The 20,449-nt window shown below is 65.0% G+C and carries 26 protein-coding genes; 25 read left to right on the forward strand and 1 reads right to left on the reverse strand.

What is annotated here, in order from left to right:
* Positions 1 to 71: 71 nt before the first annotated feature.
* The 24 genes from U5768_RS27945 (at position 72) to tatC (ending at position 18,271) form a co-directional block, all read left to right on the forward strand.
* Positions 72 to 893, forward strand: coding sequence for an ABC transporter ATP-binding protein (locus U5768_RS27945; RefSeq protein WP_322033568.1), 822 nt, complete (start codon positions 72 to 74; stop codon positions 891 to 893).
* Positions 890 to 1,666, forward strand: a complete 777-nt coding sequence (gene mlaE, locus U5768_RS27950; protein WP_322033569.1) for a lipid asymmetry maintenance ABC transporter permease subunit MlaE — start codon at positions 890 to 892, stop codon at positions 1,664 to 1,666. The genes U5768_RS27945 and mlaE overlap by 4 nt, the downstream gene beginning before the upstream one ends.
* A gap of 80 nt (positions 1,667 to 1,746) precedes the next feature.
* The gene (gene mlaD / locus U5768_RS27955; protein ID WP_322033570.1) at positions 1,747 to 2,304 is read left to right on the forward strand and encodes an outer membrane lipid asymmetry maintenance protein MlaD; all 558 of its coding nucleotides are present in this window, start codon (positions 1,747 to 1,749) and stop codon (positions 2,302 to 2,304) included.
* 14 nt (positions 2,305 to 2,318) lie between these two features.
* Positions 2,319 to 3,323, forward strand: coding sequence for a VacJ family lipoprotein (locus tag U5768_RS27960; protein ID WP_322033571.1), 1,005 nt, complete (start codon positions 2,319 to 2,321; stop codon positions 3,321 to 3,323).
* A 144-nt stretch (positions 3,324 to 3,467) separates the two neighbouring features.
* On the forward strand, positions 3,468 to 4,100 hold the full coding sequence (locus U5768_RS27965; protein ID WP_322033572.1) for an ABC transporter substrate-binding protein: 633 nt from the start codon (positions 3,468 to 3,470) through the stop codon (positions 4,098 to 4,100).
* The gene (locus U5768_RS27970) at positions 4,097 to 4,369 is read left to right on the forward strand and encodes a lipid asymmetry maintenance protein MlaB (RefSeq protein WP_322033573.1); all 273 of its coding nucleotides are present in this window, start codon (positions 4,097 to 4,099) and stop codon (positions 4,367 to 4,369) included. The genes U5768_RS27965 and U5768_RS27970 overlap by 4 nt, the downstream gene beginning before the upstream one ends.
* A 287-nt stretch (positions 4,370 to 4,656) precedes the next feature.
* Positions 4,657 to 5,583 carry an ABC transporter ATP-binding protein gene (locus U5768_RS27975; RefSeq protein ID WP_322033574.1) on the forward strand — a complete coding sequence of 309 codons (927 nt, stop codon included), beginning with the start codon at positions 4,657 to 4,659 and terminating at the stop codon, positions 5,581 to 5,583.
* Positions 5,580 to 6,335, forward strand: a complete 756-nt coding sequence (locus tag U5768_RS27980) for an ABC transporter permease (RefSeq protein WP_322033575.1) — start codon at positions 5,580 to 5,582, stop codon at positions 6,333 to 6,335. Before U5768_RS27975 ends, U5768_RS27980 begins: the two co-directional genes overlap by 4 nt.
* A 27-nt stretch (positions 6,336 to 6,362) precedes the next feature.
* Positions 6,363 to 6,602 (forward strand): BolA family protein, encoded by a 240-nt coding sequence (locus U5768_RS27985; protein ID WP_028206568.1) that lies wholly within the window; start codon positions 6,363 to 6,365, stop codon positions 6,600 to 6,602.
* Positions 6,603 to 6,710: 108 nt separating this feature from the next.
* Positions 6,711 to 7,973 (forward strand): UDP-N-acetylglucosamine 1-carboxyvinyltransferase, encoded by a 1,263-nt coding sequence (murA, locus tag U5768_RS27990; RefSeq protein WP_322033576.1) that lies wholly within the window; start codon positions 6,711 to 6,713, stop codon positions 7,971 to 7,973.
* Positions 7,970 to 8,668: an ATP phosphoribosyltransferase gene (gene hisG, locus U5768_RS27995; RefSeq protein WP_322033577.1), complete on the forward strand. Its 699-nt coding sequence runs from the start codon at positions 7,970 to 7,972 to the stop codon at positions 8,666 to 8,668. The genes murA and hisG overlap by 4 nt, the downstream gene beginning before the upstream one ends.
* A 108-nt stretch (positions 8,669 to 8,776) precedes the next feature.
* Positions 8,777 to 10,096 (forward strand): histidinol dehydrogenase, encoded by a 1,320-nt coding sequence (hisD, locus tag U5768_RS28000; RefSeq protein WP_322033578.1) that lies wholly within the window; start codon positions 8,777 to 8,779, stop codon positions 10,094 to 10,096.
* Positions 10,097 to 10,307: 211 nt separating this feature from the next.
* Positions 10,308 to 11,384: a histidinol-phosphate transaminase gene (hisC, locus tag U5768_RS28005; protein WP_322033579.1), complete on the forward strand. Its 1,077-nt coding sequence runs from the start codon at positions 10,308 to 10,310 to the stop codon at positions 11,382 to 11,384.
* A 58-nt stretch (positions 11,385 to 11,442) separates the two neighbouring features.
* Positions 11,443 to 12,030, forward strand: coding sequence for an imidazoleglycerol-phosphate dehydratase HisB (gene hisB, locus U5768_RS28010; RefSeq protein ID WP_028218451.1), 588 nt, complete (start codon positions 11,443 to 11,445; stop codon positions 12,028 to 12,030).
* A 118-nt stretch (positions 12,031 to 12,148) separates the two neighbouring features.
* Positions 12,149 to 12,790 (forward strand): imidazole glycerol phosphate synthase subunit HisH, encoded by a 642-nt coding sequence (gene hisH / locus U5768_RS28015; RefSeq protein WP_322033580.1) that lies wholly within the window; start codon positions 12,149 to 12,151, stop codon positions 12,788 to 12,790.
* A 174-nt stretch (positions 12,791 to 12,964) separates the two neighbouring features.
* A complete protein-coding gene (gene hisA, locus U5768_RS28020) occupies positions 12,965 to 13,717 on the forward strand; it encodes a 1-(5-phosphoribosyl)-5-[(5-phosphoribosylamino)methylideneamino]imidazole-4-carboxamide isomerase (RefSeq protein WP_322033581.1) in 753 nt (250 codons plus the stop codon).
* Positions 13,718 to 13,940: 223 nt separating this feature from the next.
* Complete coding sequence (gene hisF, locus U5768_RS28025; RefSeq protein WP_322033582.1) at positions 13,941 to 14,714, forward strand: imidazole glycerol phosphate synthase subunit HisF; 774 nt, start codon at positions 13,941 to 13,943, stop codon at positions 14,712 to 14,714.
* A 4-nt stretch (positions 14,715 to 14,718) separates the two neighbouring features.
* Complete coding sequence (gene hisI, locus U5768_RS28030; RefSeq protein WP_322033583.1) at positions 14,719 to 15,144, forward strand: phosphoribosyl-AMP cyclohydrolase; 426 nt, start codon at positions 14,719 to 14,721, stop codon at positions 15,142 to 15,144.
* Positions 15,141 to 15,509 (forward strand): phosphoribosyl-ATP diphosphatase, encoded by a 369-nt coding sequence (locus tag U5768_RS28035; protein ID WP_322033584.1) that lies wholly within the window; start codon positions 15,141 to 15,143, stop codon positions 15,507 to 15,509. The genes hisI and U5768_RS28035 overlap by 4 nt, the downstream gene beginning before the upstream one ends.
* Positions 15,510 to 15,552: 43 nt before the next feature.
* The gene (locus U5768_RS28040; protein ID WP_322033585.1) at positions 15,553 to 15,945 is read left to right on the forward strand and encodes a hypothetical protein; all 393 of its coding nucleotides are present in this window, start codon (positions 15,553 to 15,555) and stop codon (positions 15,943 to 15,945) included.
* A gap of 42 nt (positions 15,946 to 15,987) precedes the next feature.
* Positions 15,988 to 16,356 carry a histidine triad nucleotide-binding protein gene (locus U5768_RS28045; protein WP_028206580.1) on the forward strand — a complete coding sequence of 123 codons (369 nt, stop codon included), beginning with the start codon at positions 15,988 to 15,990 and terminating at the stop codon, positions 16,354 to 16,356.
* 189 nt (positions 16,357 to 16,545) lie between these two features.
* On the forward strand, positions 16,546 to 16,788 hold the full coding sequence (tatA, locus tag U5768_RS28050; RefSeq protein WP_322033586.1) for a Sec-independent protein translocase subunit TatA: 243 nt from the start codon (positions 16,546 to 16,548) through the stop codon (positions 16,786 to 16,788).
* A 94-nt stretch (positions 16,789 to 16,882) separates the two neighbouring features.
* A complete protein-coding gene (gene tatB, locus U5768_RS28055) occupies positions 16,883 to 17,443 on the forward strand; it encodes a Sec-independent protein translocase protein TatB (RefSeq protein ID WP_322033587.1) in 561 nt (186 codons plus the stop codon).
* 45 nt (positions 17,444 to 17,488) lie between these two features.
* The gene (gene tatC, locus U5768_RS28060) at positions 17,489 to 18,271 is read left to right on the forward strand and encodes a twin-arginine translocase subunit TatC (protein WP_322033588.1); all 783 of its coding nucleotides are present in this window, start codon (positions 17,489 to 17,491) and stop codon (positions 18,269 to 18,271) included.
* 93 nt (positions 18,272 to 18,364) lie between these two features.
* Here the strand turns inward: tatC and U5768_RS28065 are convergent, their stop codons facing one another.
* The gene (locus U5768_RS28065; RefSeq protein ID WP_322033589.1) at positions 18,365 to 19,582 is read right to left on the reverse strand and encodes a Do family serine endopeptidase; all 1,218 of its coding nucleotides are present in this window, start codon (positions 19,580 to 19,582) and stop codon (positions 18,365 to 18,367) included.
* Positions 19,583 to 19,601: 19 nt separating this feature from the next.
* On the opposite strand from U5768_RS28065, the gene U5768_RS28070 reads away from it, so the two are divergent.
* The gene (locus U5768_RS28070) at positions 19,602 to 20,348 is read left to right on the forward strand and encodes a Nif3-like dinuclear metal center hexameric protein (RefSeq protein ID WP_322033590.1); all 747 of its coding nucleotides are present in this window, start codon (positions 19,602 to 19,604) and stop codon (positions 20,346 to 20,348) included.
* Positions 20,349 to 20,449 lie beyond the last annotated feature (101 nt).

A 20,449-nucleotide genomic window follows, 5' to 3' on the forward strand; every position in this document is an offset into this window, starting at 1 on the left:
CCGGGGCGCCACGGCAGGTTTTCCACGATGGCCCTATAATCCCGCCTTCGTGTAAATGGACTGTCAGCCACGTGCCCTCAACCTCTGAGAACCTACTGGAGCTGCGCGACGTCGACTTCGGCTACGGCGACCGGCTCGTCCTGTCCGGCCTGAACATGCGCTTTGCGCGCGGTCAGGTCGTGGCGGTCATGGGCGGTTCCGGTGGCGGAAAAACGACAGTGCTGCGCTTGATCGGTGGCCTTGTTCGCGCCCAGCGCGGCCAGGTGCTGTTCGGCGGCCAGGACGTCGGCGCGCAATCGCGCGACGGCCTCTACGGCCTGCGCCGCAAGATGGGCATGCTCTTCCAGTTCGGCGCGCTCTTCACCGACATGTCGGTGTTCGAAAACGTCGCCTTTGCGCTGCGCGAGCACACCGATCTTCCGGAAGAGCTGATCCGCGACCTCGTGCTCATGAAGCTCAACGCCGTCGGCCTGCGCGGCGCACGCGACCTCGCGCCTTCGGAAATTTCCGGCGGCATGGCGCGCCGCGTGGCGCTCGCCCGCGCCATCGCGCTCGATCCCGAACTCATGATGTACGACGAACCGTTCGCCGGTCTCGACCCGATTTCGCTCGGCATCACGGCGAACCTCATCCGCACGCTCAACGACGCGCTCGGCGCGACCTCGATCCTCGTCACGCACGACGTGCCCGAGTCGTTCGCGATCGCCGACTACGTGTATTTCCTCGCGAACGGCCGGGTACAGGCGCAGGGCACGCCCGACGAACTGCGCGCCTCGACCGACCCGATCGTGCGCCAGTTCATCGACGGCGCGCCGGACGGCCCGTTCCGGTTCCATTACCCGTCGAACCAGCCGCTCGAAGCGGACTTCGGCATTGGCGGAGGCCGCCCATGACCGGCGCCATCAGCTCGATCGGGCGCGCGGTGCTCGACGCGATCGCGCGCGCGGGGCACGCCACGCGCTTTTTCGTGCGCCTCGTCCTCGAATTTTTCCCGCTGCTGCGCCGGCCGCGCCTTGTCACGAAGCAGATCCACTTCGTGGGCAATTATTCGCTGTTGATCATTGCCGTGTCGGGGCTGTTCGTTGGCTTCGTGCTCGGCCTGCAGGGCTATTACACGCTCAACCGCTACGGCTCCGAGCAGGCGCTCGGGCTGCTGGTCGCGCTCTCGCTCGTGCGTGAACTCGGGCCTGTCGTCACCGCCCTGCTGTTCGCGGGCCGCGCGGGCACCTCGCTCACGGCCGAAATCGGCCTCATGAAAGCGGGCGAACAGCTCACGGCCATGGAAATGATGGCGGTGGACCCCGTGCGCGTGGTGATCGCGCCGCGCATGTGGGCGGGCGTGATCGCCATGCCGATCCTCGCGGCCATCTTCAGCGCGGTCGGCATTCTGGGCGGCTATGTGGTGGGCGTGCTGCTGATCGGCGTGGACGCCGGCGCGTTCTGGTCGCAAATGCAGGGCGGCGTGGACGTCTGGGCGGACGTGGGCAACGGCGTGATGAAGAGCATCGTGTTCGGTTTCGCCGTGACGTTTACCGCGCTCTATCAGGGCTACGAGGCGAAGCCCACGCCCGAGGGCGTGTCGCGCGCGACCACGAAGACGGTCGTGTACGCGTCGCTCGCGGTGCTCGGCCTCGACTTCCTGCTCACCGCGCTGATGTTCAGCTAAACGGTTCAGCTAAAGACGCCGGGCAGCGACCCGGCCGCGCGGCGCGCGCTGGCGCGTCCCCGCAACGGATTCTCATTGGGATGACGATGAAAAAGAATGCTCTCGACTTCTGGGTCGGCCTGTTTGTGGTGCTGGGCTTTATCGCGCTGCTGTTTCTCGCGCTGAAGGCCGGCAACATGAGTTCGCTGTCGTTCCAGCCCACCTATCCGGTGAAGCTCAAGTTCGACAATATCGGCGGCCTCAAGCCGCGCGCGCCGGTGAAGAGCGCGGGCGTGACCGTGGGCCGCGTGGCCTCGATCGGCTTCGACTCGAACACGTATCAGGCGCTGGTGACGATCAACCTCGACCAGCAGTACCAGTTCCCGAAGGACACGTCGGCGAAGATCCTGACCTCCGGTCTGCTTGGCGAGCAGTACATCGGACTCGAGCCCGGCGGCGATTCGGAAATGCTCAAGGCCGGCGACACCATCTCGATGACGCAGTCGGCCATCGTGCTCGAAAACCTGATCGGCCAGTTCCTCTATAGCAAGGCCGCCGATTCGGGCGCCGCAAAGCCGTCCGGCGGCGCCAGTGCGGATGCGGCGCCCGCGCCGGCCCCGGCTCCGGCCCCTGGGCCGGCGGCATCGGCGGCCCAATAAGAAGGAGAAAAAGAATGATGACCACACGCATGCGTGCCGTGACGCTCGGCGTCGCAGCGCTTGCACTCGGGGGGTGTTCGACGGTGCAGACGCCGTCGAAGGAAGATCCGTGGGAAGGCTTCAACCGCACCGTGTACACGTTCAACGACAAGGTCGACACGTACGCGCTCAAGCCGGTCGCCCAGGGCTACGTGAAGGTGACGCCTCAGCCCGTGCGCGACAGCGTGACGAACTTCTTCGCGAACATCGGCGACGTGTACAACGCCGCGAACAACTTCCTGCAGTTGAAGATTACCGATGGTGTCGAGGACATCATGCGGATCGTGATCAACACGGTCTTCGGCGTGGGCGGCCTGTTCGACGTCGCGACGCTCGCGAAGCTGCCCAAGCACAACCAGGACTTCGGTCTCACGCTCGGTCACTATGGCGTGCCGCCCGGGCCGTATCTCGTGCTGCCGCTGTTCGGTCCCAGCACGGTGCGCGACGGCGTGGGCCTCGTGCCCAACTACTTCATCAATCCGCTCACTTATGTCGATCCGGCGGCGCTCTCGTGGGGCCTTTACGGCTTGAACGTCGTGAGCACGCGCGCCAATTTGCTGGGCGCGAGCGATCTGCTCGAAGGCGCGGCGATCGACAAGTATTCGTTCATCCGCAACGCGTATTTGCAACGCCGCCGCTATCAGCTTTCGGATGGCCGCGCGTCTTCCGACAACAACCTGCCGGATTACGGTGACGGCGCGCCGCCGCCGAAGTACGACGACGCCGACGAAGGGGCGGCCGGCGCGGCCGCCGGTGCGCCGGTTCCGGCTTCGGGCACCGCACGTGCGGCTACGCCGACTGCGGCCAGCATGGCGCCCGCCTATCCGAACGGCGAAGCAAGTCCTCCCGCCGCTCCGGCCGCGCTGGAAGGGCCGGCTGGCGCCGCCGCGCCGCTGGGCGCATCGGAAACCACGGTGCCGGGCGATCAGATGGTTCCGCCGGCTCGCATCGGTTTCCCGGGCATGCTGCGGTTGCGTTGAGCGTGAATCTGACATTTACGTCTGACGTAACAAGCAGAAACGCTTGTCGCACTTTGCTGGCAGTTTTTGACATAGCGAGATAGATCTCGCGTGATATCGTTGGCTCCAACGGGGGCGATGTCCCCCCAACTAGCAGGACTCGATATGAAAAAATTCTTTCTGTACCCGTTTTTCGCCATGTTTCTTTCGTTTGCCGGCGGGGCGTTCGCCCAGACGGTAGATACCAGCAATCCCGACGCGATGGTCCAGACGGTGACGCAGCAGGTCATGAGCCAGATCAAGGGCGACAAGTCCATCCAGTCGGGCGACATCAGCAAGATCACGCAGCTCGTCAACGAAAAGATCCTGCCGTATACCGACTTCCGCCGCACCACGCAGCTCGCGATGGGCCGCAACTGGCGCACGGCCACGCCGGAGCAGCAGCAACAGGTCATTGAGCAGTTCAAGACGCTGCTTATCCGTACTTACTCGGGCGCGCTCGCCCAGGTGCGCGACCAGCAGATCCAGTACAAGCCGTTCCGCGCGAATCCGGACGACACCGACGTCGTGGTCCGTTCTACGGTCATGAACGGCGGCCAGCCGATCGAACTGGACTATCGCCTCTACAAGACGCCGCAAGGCTGGCGCGTGTATGACATCAACGTGCTTGGCGCGTGGCTCATCCAGGCGTACCAGCAGCAGTTCCAGGAAAAGATCCAGCAAGGCGGCGTGGACGGCCTGATCCAGTTCCTCACGCAGCGCAACCAGCAACTCGCAGCGGGCAAGGCGACCTCGTGAGCGAGCGCTTCGCCACCGGCGCAAACCTGACCCACGAGAGCGCGAAGGCCGCGCTCTCGGCCGGGTTCGCGCAAATCTCGGCGGGCGCAACCGCCGTGGACTGCGCCGCGCTCACCCAGTTCGACTCGTCGGCACTCGCTGTGCTGATCGCGTGGCAGCGTGCCGCGCGCGACCGGGGCGCCGCGCTCGCGGTGCTCAATTTGCCTCCCGCGCTCGCTTCTCTCGCGCGCGCCTATGGCGTCGATACGCTTCTCAACGAGCGACATTGACCCGCGTCGCCTGGCCGAACGCTCGCATTGCAGCGCGTTCGAGCGGCATAACGCCGCGCCGCCGGGCCGACGCCTTTCCCCTCCAAGGCCAGGCCGCGCTTTTCGACTTGGCCTATAATCAACCGTTTTTTGGGCGCTGCCTCGGCGCAAAAAGCACCGCTTCGCAGGTAAAAGCGGGCAACTGAGACAGCAAAGCCGGCCTTCGCAAGCCGACCCCAATTCCGGTCTTCCCCGCAGCATTGATGCACTCTTGAGCCGCGCCGTTCGCAACGGGCGGCGTATTAGTCATGCCAGCCATAGAAATCCGTAACGTCAAGAAGCGCTACAAGTCGCTTCAGGCGCTCAAGGGCGTCAGCTTCACGGTCGAAGACGGCGAGTTCTTCGGGCTGCTCGGCCCGAACGGCGCGGGCAAGACGACGCTCATCAGCATTCTTGCCGGCCTCGCTCGTGCGGACGAGGGCTCGATCGCCGTGCGCGGCCACGATGTCGTCGCCGACTACCGCAACGCGCGCCGCAACCTCGGTGTCGTGCCGCAGGAACTCGTGTTCGATCCGTTCTTCACGGTGCGCGAAACGCTGCGCATCCAGTCCGGCTACTTCGGTCTGCGCAACAACGACGCGTGGATCGACGAGGTCATGGCCAATCTCGATCTCACCGAGAAAGCCGACGTCAACATGCGCGCGCTCTCGGGCGGCATGAAGCGCCGCGTGCTGGTCGCGCAGGCGCTCGTGCACCGTCCGCCCGTGATCGTGCTCGACGAGCCCACCGCCGGCGTGGACGTCGAACTGCGCCAGACGCTCTGGAAGTTCATCGCGCGCCTGAACCGCGAAGGGCACACCATCGTGCTCACCACGCACTATCTCGAAGAAGCCGAGCAGTTGTGCGACCGCATCGCCATGCTCCGGCGCGGCGAGATGGTCGCGCTCGAGCGCACGAGCACGCTGCTGCAGCGCTTCGCGGGCACGCAGCTTTTCCTGCGCTTTTCGGAGGGCGTGCTGCCGAGCGATCTGCGCGCGCTCGAAGTCGATCCGGCCAGTGCCAGCGCGCATCAGCATCTGTTGCGCCTCGCGAGTTACGACGACGTGGAGCGTATTCTGGCCAAATGCCGCGCAAATGGCTGCAAGCTCGAAGAAGTGGAAGTGCGCAAGGCCGATCTGGAGGATGTCTTCGTGCAGGTGATGAACGGTCCTGAAGTGGTCGAGGGTCTCGCATGAGCGGTTTCCGTACCTTGTTCTACAAGGAAGTGCTGCGTTTCTGGAAGGTCGCTTTCCAGACCGTGCTCGCGCCGGTCATTACCGCGCTGCTCTATCTCACGATCTTCGGCCACGCGCTGCGCGGCCACGTGGAGGTCTATCCGGGCGTGGAGTACACGAGCTTCCTGATTCCCGGCCTCGTGATGATGAGCGTGCTGCAGAACGCCTTCGCGAACAGTTCGTCGTCACTGATCCAGTCGAAGATCACGGGCAATCTCGTATTCGTTCTATTGCCGCCGCTCGCCGCCTGGGAGATGTTTGGAGCCTACGTGCTCGCCTCGATCGTGCGCGGCCTCGCCGTGGGCGCGGGCGTGTTCGTCGTGACGATCTGGTTCATCCCGATGAGCTTTGCCGCGCCGTTCTACATCGTCGCTTTCGCGGTGCTCGGCTCGGCGATTCTCGGCACGCTCGGCCTGATCGCCGGGATCTGGGCGGAAAAGTTCGACCAGCTCGCGGCGTTTCAGAACTTTCTCATCATGCCGCTCACGTTTCTTTCGGGCGTGTTTTATTCGACGCATACGCTGCCGCCGCTGTGGCGCGAGGTGTCGCGGCTCAATCCGTTCTTCTACATGATCGACGGCTTTCGCTTCGGGTTCTTCGGCCTGTCCGACATCAACCCGCTCGTGAGCCTTTCGATCGTTTTCGTGTTTTTCGTGGCGCTTGCCACGCTCGCCATGCGGTTGCTCGCGAGCGGGTACAAGCTGCGCCACTAAGCGCAATATCAGGCAGGAGCCATACTCATGTTGCCGACACCGGAACAGATCAAGCAGTACATCTCGGCGGGGCTCGCGTGCGAGCACCTCGAAGTCGAAGGCGACGGCCAGCATTTCTTCGCGACGATCGTCTCCTCAGCATTCGACGGCAAGCGCTTGATCCAGCGCCATCAGCTCGTCTACGCGGCGCTCGGCGACCGCATGCGCGAGGAAATCCACGCGCTCAGCATGAAGACGCTCACGCCCGCCGAATGGCAGAACGCATAATCTGGAATCTCAGTGCGAATTACCCAGGACAAAGACGCCGCCGCGAGCGGCGCAAACCAACATCACGCGACCCAGCAGGCCGGCCGCAACGATCAGGAAACCTCAGGCATGGATAAACTCGTCATCGTCGGCGGGCAGAAGCTCGCAGGGGAAGTGGTCGTTTCCGGTGCGAAGAATGCTGCACTGCCGATTCTCTGCGCAGGCCTTCTGAGCGCGGAACCCGTACATCTCGACAACGTGCCCGACCTTCAGGACGTGCGCACCACGCTCAAGCTGCTGAACCAGATGGGCGTGCGCACCGAGCAGGACGGCCACCGCGTGCAGCTCGACGCCTCGAAGGTGAACAACCTCGTCGCGCCGTACGAGCTGGTGAAGACCATGCGCGCGTCGATCCTCGTGCTCGGTCCGCTCGTCGCGCGCTTTGGCGAGGCGAAGGTGTCGCTGCCGGGCGGCTGCGCGATCGGCGCGCGCCCCGTGGACCAGCACATCAAGGGCCTGCAGGCGATGGGCGCCGAGATCAACATCGAGCACGGCTTCATCGAAGCGCGCGCGAAGCGTCTGAAGGGCGCGCGCATCGTCACTGACATGATCACGGTCACCGGCACGGAAAACCTGCTGATGGCCGCCGTGCTGGCCGATGGCGAAACGGTGATCGAGAACGCCGCGCGCGAGCCCGAAGTAGGCGACCTCGCGCACCTGCTCGTGGCGATGGGCGCAAAGATCGACGGCATCGGCACCGACCGCCTCGTCATTCAAGGCGTGGACAAGCTCCACGGCGCGCACCACGCCGTCATTCCCGACCGGATCGAAGCGGGCACGTTCCTGTGCGCGGTCGCGGCGGCGGGCGGCGACGTCACGCTGCGCCACGTGCGCCCGCACATTCTCGACGCCGTGACCGACAAACTCCGCGAAGCGGGCGTGACGATCGAAGAGGGCGACGACTGGATGCGCGTACGCATGCACGAGCGCGCGCGCGCCGTGAACGTGCGCACCTCCGAATACCCGGCGTTCCCGACCGACATGCAGGCGCAGTTCATGGCGCTCAACGCCATTGCGGACGGCACCTCGCAGGTCGTCGAGACGATCTTCGAAAACCGCTTCATGCACGTGCAGGAGCTGAACCGCCTGGGCGCGCACATCACGATCGACGGCAAGACGGCGCTCGTGGCGGGCGTCGAAAAGCTCTCCGGCGCGAAGGTGATGGCAACCGACCTGCGCGCCTCGGCGAGCCTCGTGATCGCGGGCCTGTGCGCCGACGGCGAAACGCTGATCGACCGCATCTATCACCTCGACCGCGGCTACGACCGCATGGAAGAGAAGCTCACGAAGATCGGCGCGAACGTGAAGCGGATCAAGGGGAAGGCGGCATGAGCACGGTCGATTCCCGGCCCACGCCGGCGGCCGCGGCCAGCGCGCCGCTGACGCTCGCGCTCTCGAAGGGCCGCATCTTCGAAGAGACGATGCCGCTCCTCGCCGCGGCCGGCGTGGAAGTGACCGAAGACCCGGAAACCTCGCGCAAGCTGATCCTGCCGACCACTAACCCGAACCTGCGCGTGATCATCGTGCGCGCGACCGACGTGCCCACCTACGTGGAATATGGCGCGGCCGACTTCGGCGTGGCGGGCAAGGACGTGCTCAACGAGCACGGCGGCGGTGGCCTGTATCAGCCGATCGATCTCGATATCGCGCGCTGCCGTCTTTCGGTGGCGGTGAAGGGCGGCTTCGATTACGCGAACGCGGTGCGCCAGGGTGCGCGTCTGCGCGTGGCGACCAAGTACACGGAAGCCGCGCGCCAGCACTTCGCGGCGAAGGGCGTGCACGTCGACCTGATCAAGCTGTACGGCTCGATGGAGCTTGCGCCGCTCGTGGGCCTCGCCGACGCGATCGTCGACCTCGTCAGCACCGGCGGCACGCTGCGCGCGAACAATCTGGTCGAGGTCGAGGAGATCATGGAGATCTCGTCGCGCCTCGTCGTGAATCAGGCGGCGCTCAAGCTCAAGCGCGCCGCGCTGCGGCCCATCATCGACGCGTTCGAACGCGCGTCGCGCGGCACGCAGGCCGTCTGATCGGGCGACCGGACGGTAGCAGTAAAGGGCAGGCGCAATGACGCGCCGCCTCGCGCGTCACGCATCTCAAAAGGCGCGGCGCGCACAACGTAACGGATGGATACCAGCATGGCTATCACGATGCGCAAACTCGATTCCAGCGCCGAAGGCTTCAAGCAGGCGCTGCACGCGGTGCTCGCTTTCGAGGCGAGCGAGGACGAGGCCATCGAGCGTTCCGTCGCGCAGATTCTCGCCGACGTGAAGGCGCGCGGCGACGCCGCCGTGCTCGACTACACGAACCGCTTCGACCGCCTCGCGGCCACGAGCGTCGCGGCGCTCGAACTGCCTTTCAGCGAACTCGAAGCGGCGCTGGAGAGCCTCGAACCCAAGCAGCGCGCGGCGCTCGAGGCGGCGGCCGCGCGCGTGCGCGGCTACCACGAGAAGCAGCGCATCGAGTGCGGCTCGCATAGCTGGCAATACACCGAAGCCGACGGCACGGTGCTCGGCCAGAAGGTCACGCCGCTCGACCGCGTCGGTCTGTACGTGCCGGGCGGCAAGGCCGCGTATCCGTCGTCCGTGCTGATGAACGCCATTCCCGCGCGGGTGGCGGGCGTGCGCGAAATCATCATGGTCGTGCCCACGCCCGACGGCGTGAAGAACCCGCTCGTGCTGGCGGCGGCGCTGCTCGGCGGCGTCGATCGCGTGTTCACGATCGGCGGCGCGCAGGCCGTGGCGGCGCTCGCCTACGGCACGAACACGATTCCGGCCGTCGACAAGATCTGCGGCCCGGGCAATGCCTACGTCGCTTCGGCCAAGCGCCGCGTGTTCGGCACGGTCGGCATCGACATGATCGCGGGCCCTTCGGAAATCCTCGTGATTTGCGACGGCACGACCGATCCGCGCTGGGTGGCGATGGACCTGTTCTCGCAGGCCGAGCACGACGAACTCGCCCAGTCAATCCTGCTGTGCCCGGACGCCGGCTTCATCAAGCGCGTGGAAGACGCCATCGACGAATTGCTGGGCGCCATGCCGCGCGCCGAAGTCATCGCCACGTCGCTCACGAACCGCGGCGCGCTCGTGAAGGTGCGCGACATGGCCGAGGCCTGCGCCATCGCCAACGAGATCGCGCCGGAGCACCTCGAAATCTCCGCGCTGGAGCCGCAGAAGTGGGGCGCCGAAATTCGCCACGCGGGCGCGATCTTCCTTGGCCGCTACACGAGCGAAAGCCTCGGCGACTACTGCGCGGGGCCGAATCACGTGCTGCCTACGTCTCGTACCGCACGTTTCTCGTCGCCGCTCGGGGTCTATGATTTCATCAAGCGTTCGAGCCTCATCGAGGTGAGCGCGGAAGGCGCGCAAACGCTCGGCGAGATCGCGGCCGAACTGGCCTATGGCGAAGGCCTGCAGGCTCACGCGCGCAGCGCCGAATTTCGCATGAAGCAGGTGTAGGGCACGCCTGGCCACTTGCAGGCAGTTGATCGAATGAGCCGCCGCGCAGCATGGAGACGTTGCGCGACGGCAAGCCCCGCAAGTGCACGGGGCGCGGCAGTCCGATCCGCAGTTTGACCGCACGCAGCAGAGACCACGACGATAACCAAGGGGGGCCGCCTCGCCGAGCCGCCCATGCCGGCGGCCCGCTCTTCGCGAGCCGCCTTTCGACATGACGACACCACAAGACATCATCCGTCGCGACGTGCTCGCGATGACGAGTTACCCCGTGCCCGACGCTTCCGGTTTCGTGAAGCTCGACGCCATGGAGAACCCGTTTCCGCTGCCCCCCGACCTTGCCGCGCAACTCGGCGAACGCCTCGCTGCGGTCGCGCTCAACCGCTATCCCGCGCCGCGCCCCGAAGCGCTGATCGCGAAGCTCAAGCAGGTGATGCGCGTGCCCGCCGACTGCGACGTGCTGCTCGGCAACGGCTCGGACGAGATCATCAGCATGATCACGACGGCGTGCGCGAAGCCGGGCGCGAAGGTGCTCGCGCCGGTGCCGGGCTTCGTCATGTACGCGATGTCGGCGAAGTTCGCGCAGGCGGAGTTCGTCGGCGTGCCGCTCAAGGCCGACTTCACGCTCGATCTCGAAGCGACGCTCGCGGCCATCGCGGAGCACACCCCGGCCGTGATCTGGCTGGCCTACCCGAACAACCCCACGGGCACGCTGTTCGACGACGCCGACATCGAGCGCGTGATCGCGGCGGCTGCGGCGGCGAAGAGCCTGGTCGTGATCGACGAGGCTTACCAGCCGTTCGCGATGCAAAGCTGGATGCCGCGCGCGGGCGAGTTCGACAACGTGGTCGTGATGCGCACGATGTCGAAGCTCGGGCTCGCGGGCATACGCCTCGGCTATCTGGCCGGGCGCCCGAGCTGGCTCAACGAGTTCGACAAGGTGCGCCCGCCCTACAACGTGAACGTGCTCACGCAGGCGGCCGCCGATCTGCTGCTCGATCATGTCGACGTGCTCGACGCGCAGGCCGCGCAACTGCGCGCGCAACGCACGACGCTCGCGGCCGAAGTGGCGAAGCTGCCGGGCGCGCAAGTGTTCGAAAGCGCGGGCAATTTCCTGCTCGTGCGCGTGCCCGACGCGGCGGCGGTTTTTGACACGCTGCTGTCTGCCCGGATTCTGATCAAAAACGTGGGTAAAATGCACCCATTGCTTGCGAACTGCGTGCGCCTGACCGTCGGCACCCCCGGCGAAAACGCGCAATTGCTCGCCGCCCTGAAGCTCGTGCTGAAGTAAGCCGCCGAATGCTTCGTTCTCCCACTCTCCTGTTACGGGCTGTTTGAAGGATATTGCCATGCGCGTCGCGCAAGTCGTTCGCAACACCAGCGAAACGCAAATCCGCGTGAAACTCAATCTGGATGGCACCGGCGAGCAAAAGCTCGCGACCGGCGTGCCGTTTCTCGACCACATGCTCGACCAGATCGCACGACACGGTCTGATCGATCTGGAAGTCGAGGCGCATGGCGACACGCATATCGACGACCACCATACGGTGGAAGACGTCGGCATCACGCTCGGCCAGGCGGTGGCGCAGGCCATCGGCGACAAGAAGGGCATTCGCCGCTACGGCCACGCCTACGTGCCGCTCGACGAAGCGCTCTCGCGCGTCGTGATCGACTTCTCGGGCCGTCCGGGCCTCGAATTCCACGTGCCGTTCACGCGCGCGCGCATCGGCACGTTCGACGTCGACCTGTCGATCGAATTCTTCCGCGGCTTCGTGAACCACGCCGGCGTGACGTTGCACATCGACAATCTGCGCGGCCTGAACGCGCACCATCAGATGGAAACCGTGTTCAAGGCATTTGGCCGCGCGCTGCGTCAGGCCGCCGAACTGGACGAACGTCAGGCGGGCAAGATTCCGTCGACGAAGGGCAGCCTCTAAACGAGGCCGGCGCCTTTGGCCGACGCGTCGGTGCGCCGCGTTGGCCATTCGGCTAATGGTTTCGCACGCGCCGACTGGCGTACATTGATGGCTTCGGGATGAGCAGGCCGGATTCGAGATGAAAACTTCAATTGCGATTGTGGATTATGGGATGGGCAACCTGCGTTCGGTTGCCCAGGCGCTGAGGCAGGCCGCGCCGGAAGCCGACGTGGCGATCGTCGAGCGTCCCGAGGCGATCCGCGCGGCCGACCGCGTGGTGCTGCCGGGGCAGGGCGCGATGCCCGACTGCATGCGCAGTCTCGCCGAGTCGGGCTTGCAGGACGCCGTGCTCGAAGCCTCGCGCACGAAGCCGCTCATGGGCGTGTGCGTGGGCGAGCAAATGCTGTTCGACTGGAGCGCGGAAGGCGACACGAAGGGTCTCGGCCTCCTGCCCGGCAAGGTGGTGCGCTTCGATCTGGAAGGCCAGTTGCAGGACGACGGCTCGCGCTTCAAGGTCCCGCAAATGGGCTGGAACCGCGTGCGCCAGGCGCGCCCGCACGCCCTGTGGGAAGGCGTGCCCGACGACAGCTTCTTTTACTTCGTGCACAGCTACTATGTGGTTCCGGCGGACGCGGCGCACACGGTGGGCGAAACGCCGTACGGCGCGGCCTTTACCTCGGCAGTGGCGCGGGATAACATCTTCGCCACCCAATTTCACCCGGAAAAGAGCGCCGCTGCGGGCTTGCGCGTCTATCGCAACTTCGTCCACTGGAACCCCTGATTTCCTGCGGCGCTGAGGCTCGCAGCCGTATTTGCGCACAAGCGCCGCGGCATACGATTTGCGTCAGCAAGGCCGCCGAAAGAGTTGTACTAAACTAGCGAAACGGCGTCGGATCGGGCCTTTTTTCCGTCGGCGCTGCGGACTCCAACCACACTCCCAGACACACCCGAAGCTATGCTGCTGATTCCGGCCATCGATCTCAAAGACGGTCACTGCGTGCGCCTCAAACAAGGCGATATGGACCAGGCGACGATTTTCTCCGAGGAACCGGCGGCTATGGCCCGACACTGGGTCGAGCGCGGCGCGCGGCGTCTGCACCTCGTCGACCTGAACGGCGCGTTCGCCGGCAAGCCGAAGAACGAAGACGCGATTCGCGAGATCATCCGCGAAGTCGGCGACGAGATTCCCGTGCAGCTCGGCGGCGGCATCCGCGACCTCGACACCATCGAGCGTTATCTCGACGACGGCCTCTCGTACGTGATCATCGGCACCGCCGCCGTGAAGAATCCCGGCTTCCTCCAGGAAGCGTGCACGGCATTCGGGGGCCATATCATCGTGGGCCTCGACGCGAAAGACGGCAAAGTCGCGACCGACGGCTGGAGCAAGCTCACGGGCCACGAAGTCGTGGACCTCGCGCGCAAGTTCGAGGACTACGGCGTCGAGTCGATCATCTACACCGACATCGGCCGCGACGGCATGCTTCAGGGCATCAACATCGAAGCGACGGTGCGCCTCGCGCGCGCCGTGAAGATTCCGATCATCGCGAGCGGCGGTCTTTCCAACCTCGCCGACATCGACGCCCTTTGCGAAGTCGAAGACGAAGGCGTGGAAGGCGTGATCTGCGGCCGCGCGATCTACTCGGGCGACCTCGATTTCGCCGCCGCGCAAACGCGCGCAGACAGCCTGCGCGAATCGGACGACGCGTAACGCGTCGAACGCGGGCCTCCGTAACGGGAGGCCTTTTGTTTTTGGTGCTGCGCCGCCATCTCCGCGGGGACTGGCGCTCATACGGGATAATTTCGCGACAACGCGCAAGGCAACGCGCAAGGCGCGCGACAATGGGCTGCGCGCCACGCCCGAACCGGGGCTGGCGGCCTTCTCGCGAAAGGCGCTCGCCGCATACCCACCGACTGGCAACTTCGGCAAGATCATGGCTCTACCCAAACGCATCATCCCCTGCCTCGACGTGACCGCCGGGCGCGTCGTGAAGGGCGTCAATTTCGTCGAGCTGCGCGACGCGGGCGACCCCGTCGAAATCGCGCGCCGCTACGACGACCAGGGCGCCGACGAACTCACCTTCCTCGACATCACCGCGACCTCCGATCAGCGCGACCTGATCCTGCCGATCATCGAGGCGGTGGCTTCGCAGGTCTTCATTCCGCTCACCGTGGGCGGCGGCGTGCGCGCCGTGGCCGACGTGCGGCGCCTGCTCAATGCCGGCGCGGACAAAGTGAGCATGAACTCGTCGGCGGTCGCCAATCCGCAGCTCGTGCGCGATTCAGCGGACAAATACGGCTCGCAGTGCATCGTCGTCGCTATCGACGCCAAGCGTACTTCTGCGCCGGGCGAACCCGCGCGCTGGGAAGTGTTCACGCACGGCGGCCGCAAGGCCACGGGCATCGACGCCGTCGAATGGGCGCGCAGGATGGCCGAACTGGGCGCGGGCGAAATCCTCCTCACGAGCATGGACCGCGACGGCACGAAGAGCGGCTTCGACCTCGCCCTCACGAGCGCGGTGTCCGACGCGGTGCCGATTCCCGTGATCGCCTCGGGCGGCGTGGGCGGCCTGCAGGATCTCGCGGACGGCATCGTCAAGGGCCGCGCCGACGCCGTGCTGGCGGCGAGCATCTTCCACTACGGCGAGCACACGGTGGGCGAGGCGAAGCGCTTCATGGCCGACCAGGGCATTTCGGTGAGGATGTGACGCCATGAGCAACGCACAGACGCAAGATATCCCGAAGGCCGACTGGCTCGACAAGATCAACTGGGACGCCAACGGCCTCGTGCCCGTGATTGCCCAGGAAGCCACCACCGGCGACGTGCTGATGTTCGCGTGGATGAACCGCGAAGCGCTCGCCAGGACGGTGGAACTGCGCCGCGCCGTGTACTTCTCGCGCTCGCGCCAGCGCCTGTGGTTCAAGGGCGAGGAGTCGGGCCACGTGCAGCACGTGCATGACATCCGCCTCGACTGCGACGAAGACGTCGTCCTGCTCAAGGTCGAGCAGGTCTCGGGCATCGCGTGCCACACGGGCCGTCACTCGTGCTTTTTCCAGCAATTCGAAGGCACCGTCGACGAAGGCCGCTGGGTCGCCGTCGATCCTGTGCTCAAAGACCCCGAACACATCTACAAATGACGCAACCGAACACCAACGACACCCTGCTGCGCCTCGCGGCGGTGATCGACAGCCGCAAGGGCGGCGATCCGGACGCCTCCTACGTCGCGCGCCTCTTTCACAAGGGCGACGACGCGGTGCTCAAGAAAGTCGGCGAAGAAGCGACGGAAGTCGTGCTGGCCGCGAAGGACGTGCGCCAGGGCGGCGCGCCCAAGGCGCTGGTCGGCGAGATGGCCGACCTGTGGTTCCATTGCCTCGTGACGCTCTCGCACTTCGATCTGAGTCCTGCCGACGTGCTCGCGGAACTGGAGCGCCGCGAAGGGCTTTCGGGTCTCGAGGAAAAGGCGCTGCGCAAGAGTCGCGAGCGCGAAGAGAACGGCGACTGAGGCTGGCCCCAGGCGCAATTTGTTCCGCACAGGGAGATCAAATATGTCCACGTCCGGCGACTATCCGCCCCCTTCGTACCGCCACAGCGTCGACGCGGACCGCTTGCGCAGCCTGCGCACGTTCACGCACGTGCTGTACGCGCTCTACGCGGTGTACTGGCTCACCGGCGGCGTTTCGGTGCTGGTGGCCATCATCCTCAATTACCTCAAGCGCGACGAAGCGCTCGGCACGCCTTACGAGCAGCACTTCGAGTGGCAAATCCGCACGTTCTGGCTTGGCCTGGCCGGTCATTTGATCGGCGGCGTGCTCATCTTCGTGCTGGTCGGCATTCCAATTTTGTGGGCTGTCGCGATCTGGACGTTGTACCGTATCATCAAAGGCTGGCTGTACTTGTACGACAACAAGCCGCTGCACAATCCGCGAGCCTGGTTCTAAGGGCGCCGGGGTGCGTGAGCGGCTTTGCTCACCAGGAGCACCATGAGTCACGACCGCAGCACCTGTCTCTTCTGCAAGATCGCCGATGGCCATATTCCCAGCACGCGGGTATATGAGGACGACGAGTTCGTCGCCTTCCGTGACATCCGGCCCGCAGCCGAAACGCACGTCCTCGTGATTCCGCGCCAGCATATTTCCACCCTTGCCGATTGCGGCGAAAACGACGCACCGCTGCTTGGTAGAATGTTTGTACTGGTTGCGCGGCTCGCGAGGGAACTGGGCGTCTCGTACACGGGCGGCGAAACCGGGTTTCGCACGGTGGTGAATACGGGGCCGGGCGGCGGGCAGGAGGTCTATCATCTGCATGCGCATTTGCTGGCCGGGCCGCGTCCGTGGCACCGCATGGGCTGAGTTGGCCTGCATTGGCGTGCATTGGCCTGAATGCCGGCGGCGCTGAAAGCCGGTATAACTGGCGGATGGCGTGCTTCGCGGGGAGGGCTGTACCAAGGGGTCGCGCGCCACGTCCATGCAACATCGAACAGGCACAATTTATCGCGTCGTGCAGCTCGCACGGCGGCGGGGTTAAGGAGAGAGTTAATCATGGGTTCGTTGAGCATCTGGCACTGGCTGATCGTCTTGTTGATCGTTGCGCTCGTCTTCGGCACGAAGAAGCTGCGCAATATCGGTAGCGATCTGGGCGGTGCGGTAAAGGGTTTCAAGGAAGGCATGCGCGAGAGCGAAGGCGCCGGCGCCGACACGCAACCGCGCGAACTGCCAGGCGATCGCAGTGCAGTCGACGTGGAAGCCAAGGACAAGACGCCGCGCTCGAACGACTACCGCTAAAACGCGTGGCGGCTTCTTTTGCCGCCGCCGCTTGTTATCCGCTTGTTACTCGCTTCCTGGTGAAGGCAGCCAAGGCTGACGGAAATCTCCATTCATGCTCGATCTCGGTTTAACCAAGATGGCGCTGATCGGCGTCGTCGCGCTGGTCGTTCTCGGGCCTGAGCGGCTGCCGCGTGTCGCACGCACGGCGGGCGCGCTGTTCGGGCGCGCGCAGCGCTATATCAACGACGTGAAGGCGGAAGTCACGCGCGAGATCGAACTCGACGAACTGCGCCGCATGAAGACCGAGTTCGAGGCGGCGGCGCAGAACGTCGAAAAAAACGTTCAGGACAACCTGCGCAAGCATGAAACCGAACTGAACGACGCGTGGAACGCGGGCACGTCGGTTTCGCCGAGCATCGCTGGCGGCGCGGACCCCGTCAGCATGGAAGCCGCTGCCACCGACGCTGTGGAAGGCGCGGCAACTCCGTCGGCATGGCGCTCAGGCAACGCGGGTGCGAACGGCGCCAGGCGCAAGAACTGGCGCGTGAAGCAAAGCGCCGCGCCCGTGTGGTACAAACGCGCCACGCTGCGCCGCACGCGGGTCCAATCCGGCGCTGCGCGCGTGGCGCAGCACACTCCGGCAAGCCTGCGCCGGCCCACGCGCTTCTTCTGACGCGGATCCGCCTTTGCGCACGACCATTTCCAATAGAGGGCCGGTGTGAGCGACCCCCAGCAAAAACTGGAAGAAGGCTCGGAAGAGACCTTCATTTCCCATCTCGTCGAACTGCGCGACCGCATCATTCGCGCGGGCCTTGCCGTGATCGTCGTGTTCATCGGGCTCGTGTACTGGGCGCCCGACATATTCCGTCTGCTCGCGCGTCCGCTCATGCAGAACCTGCCGCGGGACGGCAAGATGATCGTCACCGACGTGACCGGCTCGTTCTTCGTGCCCATGAAGGTCACGATGCTCGTGGCCTTCGTGATCGCGCTGCCGGTCGTGCTCTACCAGATCTGGGCGTTTATCGCGCCGGGCCTTTACCAGCACGAAAAGAAGCTCGTCGCACCGCTGGTGGCGAGCAGCTACACGCTCTTTTTGTGCGGCATGGCGTTCGCGTATTTCGTGGTGTTCCCGACCATCTTCCGCGTGATGGCGCATTACAACGCGCCGCTCGGCGCGGAGATGACGACCGATATCGACAATTACCTGAGCTTCGTGCTCACCATGTTCATCGCGTTCGGGGTGACGTTCGAGGTGCCGATCATCGTCGTGCTGCTCGTGCGCATGGGCGTGGTCACGGTGAAGAAGCTCAAGCAGGTGCGGCCTTACGTGATCGTGGGCGCGTTCATTGTCGCCGCCGTCGTGACGCCGCCGGACGTGTTCTCGCAACTCATACTCGCCCTGCCGCTCATCGTGCTGTACGAGGCGGGCATTATCGCGGCGCGTATCTTCGTCGGCACCGGCGAGAAGGCGGCCGCGGACGAGAGTCAGCCGGCGAGCTAGCGTCGCTGGCGCTTCGCCAATAAGCAAATGGCCGCGAACCTGGGTTCGCGGCCATTTCGTTTTTGATTGCGTGCAACGCGGCCTCTGGCGTAATCATCCGCCGTCGTCGTCGCCTTCGCCGTCTTCCTGGGCCGGCTGTTTGGGAGGCGGCGGCCGCTTGCCGATCAGCACGTCGAGATCCATGTCCTTGTTCTTGCGCACGAGGTGGATCCTGGCGTCGGTGCCCGGTTTGATCTGCGCGATCACGTTCAGGAGGCGCGTGGTGTCCGTGATGGCCTCGCCGTTCACCGAGGTGAGGACGTCGCCCGGCTTGATGCCGGCCTTGTCGGCGGGGCCGCCCTGCAGCACGCCCGCGACGATCGCGCCCGACTTCTCCTTCAGCCCGAAGGAATCGGCGATCTCCGGCGTCACGTCCTGCGGCTCCACGCCGATCCAGCCGCGCGTAACCGAACCCGAGGTGATGATGCTCTCCAGCACGCTGCGCGCCGTGGAAACGGGAATCGCGAAGCCGATGCCGAGCGAGCCGCCCGAGCGCGAGTAGATGGCCGTGTTGATGCCGAGCAGGTTGCCGTTCACGTCGACGAGCGCGCCGCCGGAATTGCCCGGATTGATCGGCGCGTCGGTCTGGATGAAATTTTCGAACGTGTTGATGCCGAGGTGATTGCGGCCGAGCGCGCTGATGATGCCCATCGTGACCGTCTGGCCCACGCCGAACGGGTTGCCGATGGCGAGCACGACGTCGCCCACGCGCGTCTGGTCCATGCGGCCGAGCGTGATGGTGGGCAGGTTCGGCAGGTTGATCTTGAGCACCGCCAGATCGGTTTCCGGGTCGATGCCGATCACCTTGGCGTTGGTGGTGCGGCCGTCGGAAAGCGCGATTTCGATCTGGTCAGCGCCGTCGATCACGTGCTGGTTCGTTAGAATGTAACCGTCCGGACTGACAATGACGCCCGAACCCAGGTTGGCGGCAGGCTGCTCCGGCTGTTTCTGGTTTTTGTTGCGATCGCCGAAGAAGTAGCGAAATAGCGGGTCGTTCTGGCGGGGATCGGGCGGCAACGACCCATCCTTGCTCGAGAACACGTTGACCACCGCGGGCATGGCTTTCTGGGCGGCGTCCGCATAGGACCCCTGGGCGGCGCCTCCGCCGATACCGGGCGCCACTTCCCGCAGTGCGACGATCGGTTCGGCGAGCTGCTTGCCGAACTGCCCCTGGTGCTGCAGCCACTGCGGTTTAAGCGTGGCGATGATGAACATCAACGCCAGCAGGACCGTCACCGCCTGGGCGAAGAACAGCCAAAAGCGTCTAAGCATCTGAAGATTAGAGGATTATATGGATCGGATCGAACTGGAATTGTATCTGAACAATCTTCTGGAATCCGCGCGGTTCAAGGACTACTGCCCCAATGGCCTGCAGGTCGAAGGGCGTCGCCGCGTGGAGAAGATCGCCACGGGCGTGACCGCTTCGCTTGCCTTCCTCGAAGCCGCGCTCGAGTGGGGCGCCGACGCCGTGCTTGTGCACCACGGCTACTTCTGGAAGAACGAAGCGCCGCAAATTACGGGCCGCAAGTACCGGCGCCTGAAGACGCTGCTGGCGAACGACATCAATCTGTTCGCCTACCATCTGCCGCTCGACAGCCATCCCGAACTGGGCAATAACGCGCAATTAGGCGCGAGGTTCGGCTGGATCGGCGAACAACGTTTTGGCGAACAGGATCTCGGCTGGATGGCCACGCTGCCGCTGCCGATCACGCTCGCCCACTTTACGGCCGAGGTCGAGCAGACACTCGGCCGCGCGCCGCTCGTGCTTGGCGACCCGGACTGGCAAATTCGCCGCGTCGCGTGGTGCACGGGCGCGGCGCAAAGTTTCTTCGATGCCGCCATCGACGCCGGCGCCGACGTCTTTCTCACCGGCGAAATCTCCGAGCAGACCACGCATACGTCGGCGGAAAGCGGCGTGGCGTTTCTTGCCGCGGGCCATCACGCAACGGAGCGCTTCGGCGTGCAGGCGGTGGGCGCGCATCTCTCGGAAGCGTTCGCCCTCGAGCATCTCTTTATCGATATCGACAATCCTGTTTGATGGGGTATCGAGCGCGGGAATTGTCGTGGTGCAGCATCGTTTTATTCATGAGGCATTTACAAACTGAAAAGAAAGTGGCCCTCTTTTCTGCGGGAAAACCC

The organism is Paraburkholderia sp. J76 (assembly GCF_905220295.1).
Taxonomy (GTDB): Bacteria; Pseudomonadota; Gammaproteobacteria; order Burkholderiales; family Burkholderiaceae; genus Paraburkholderia.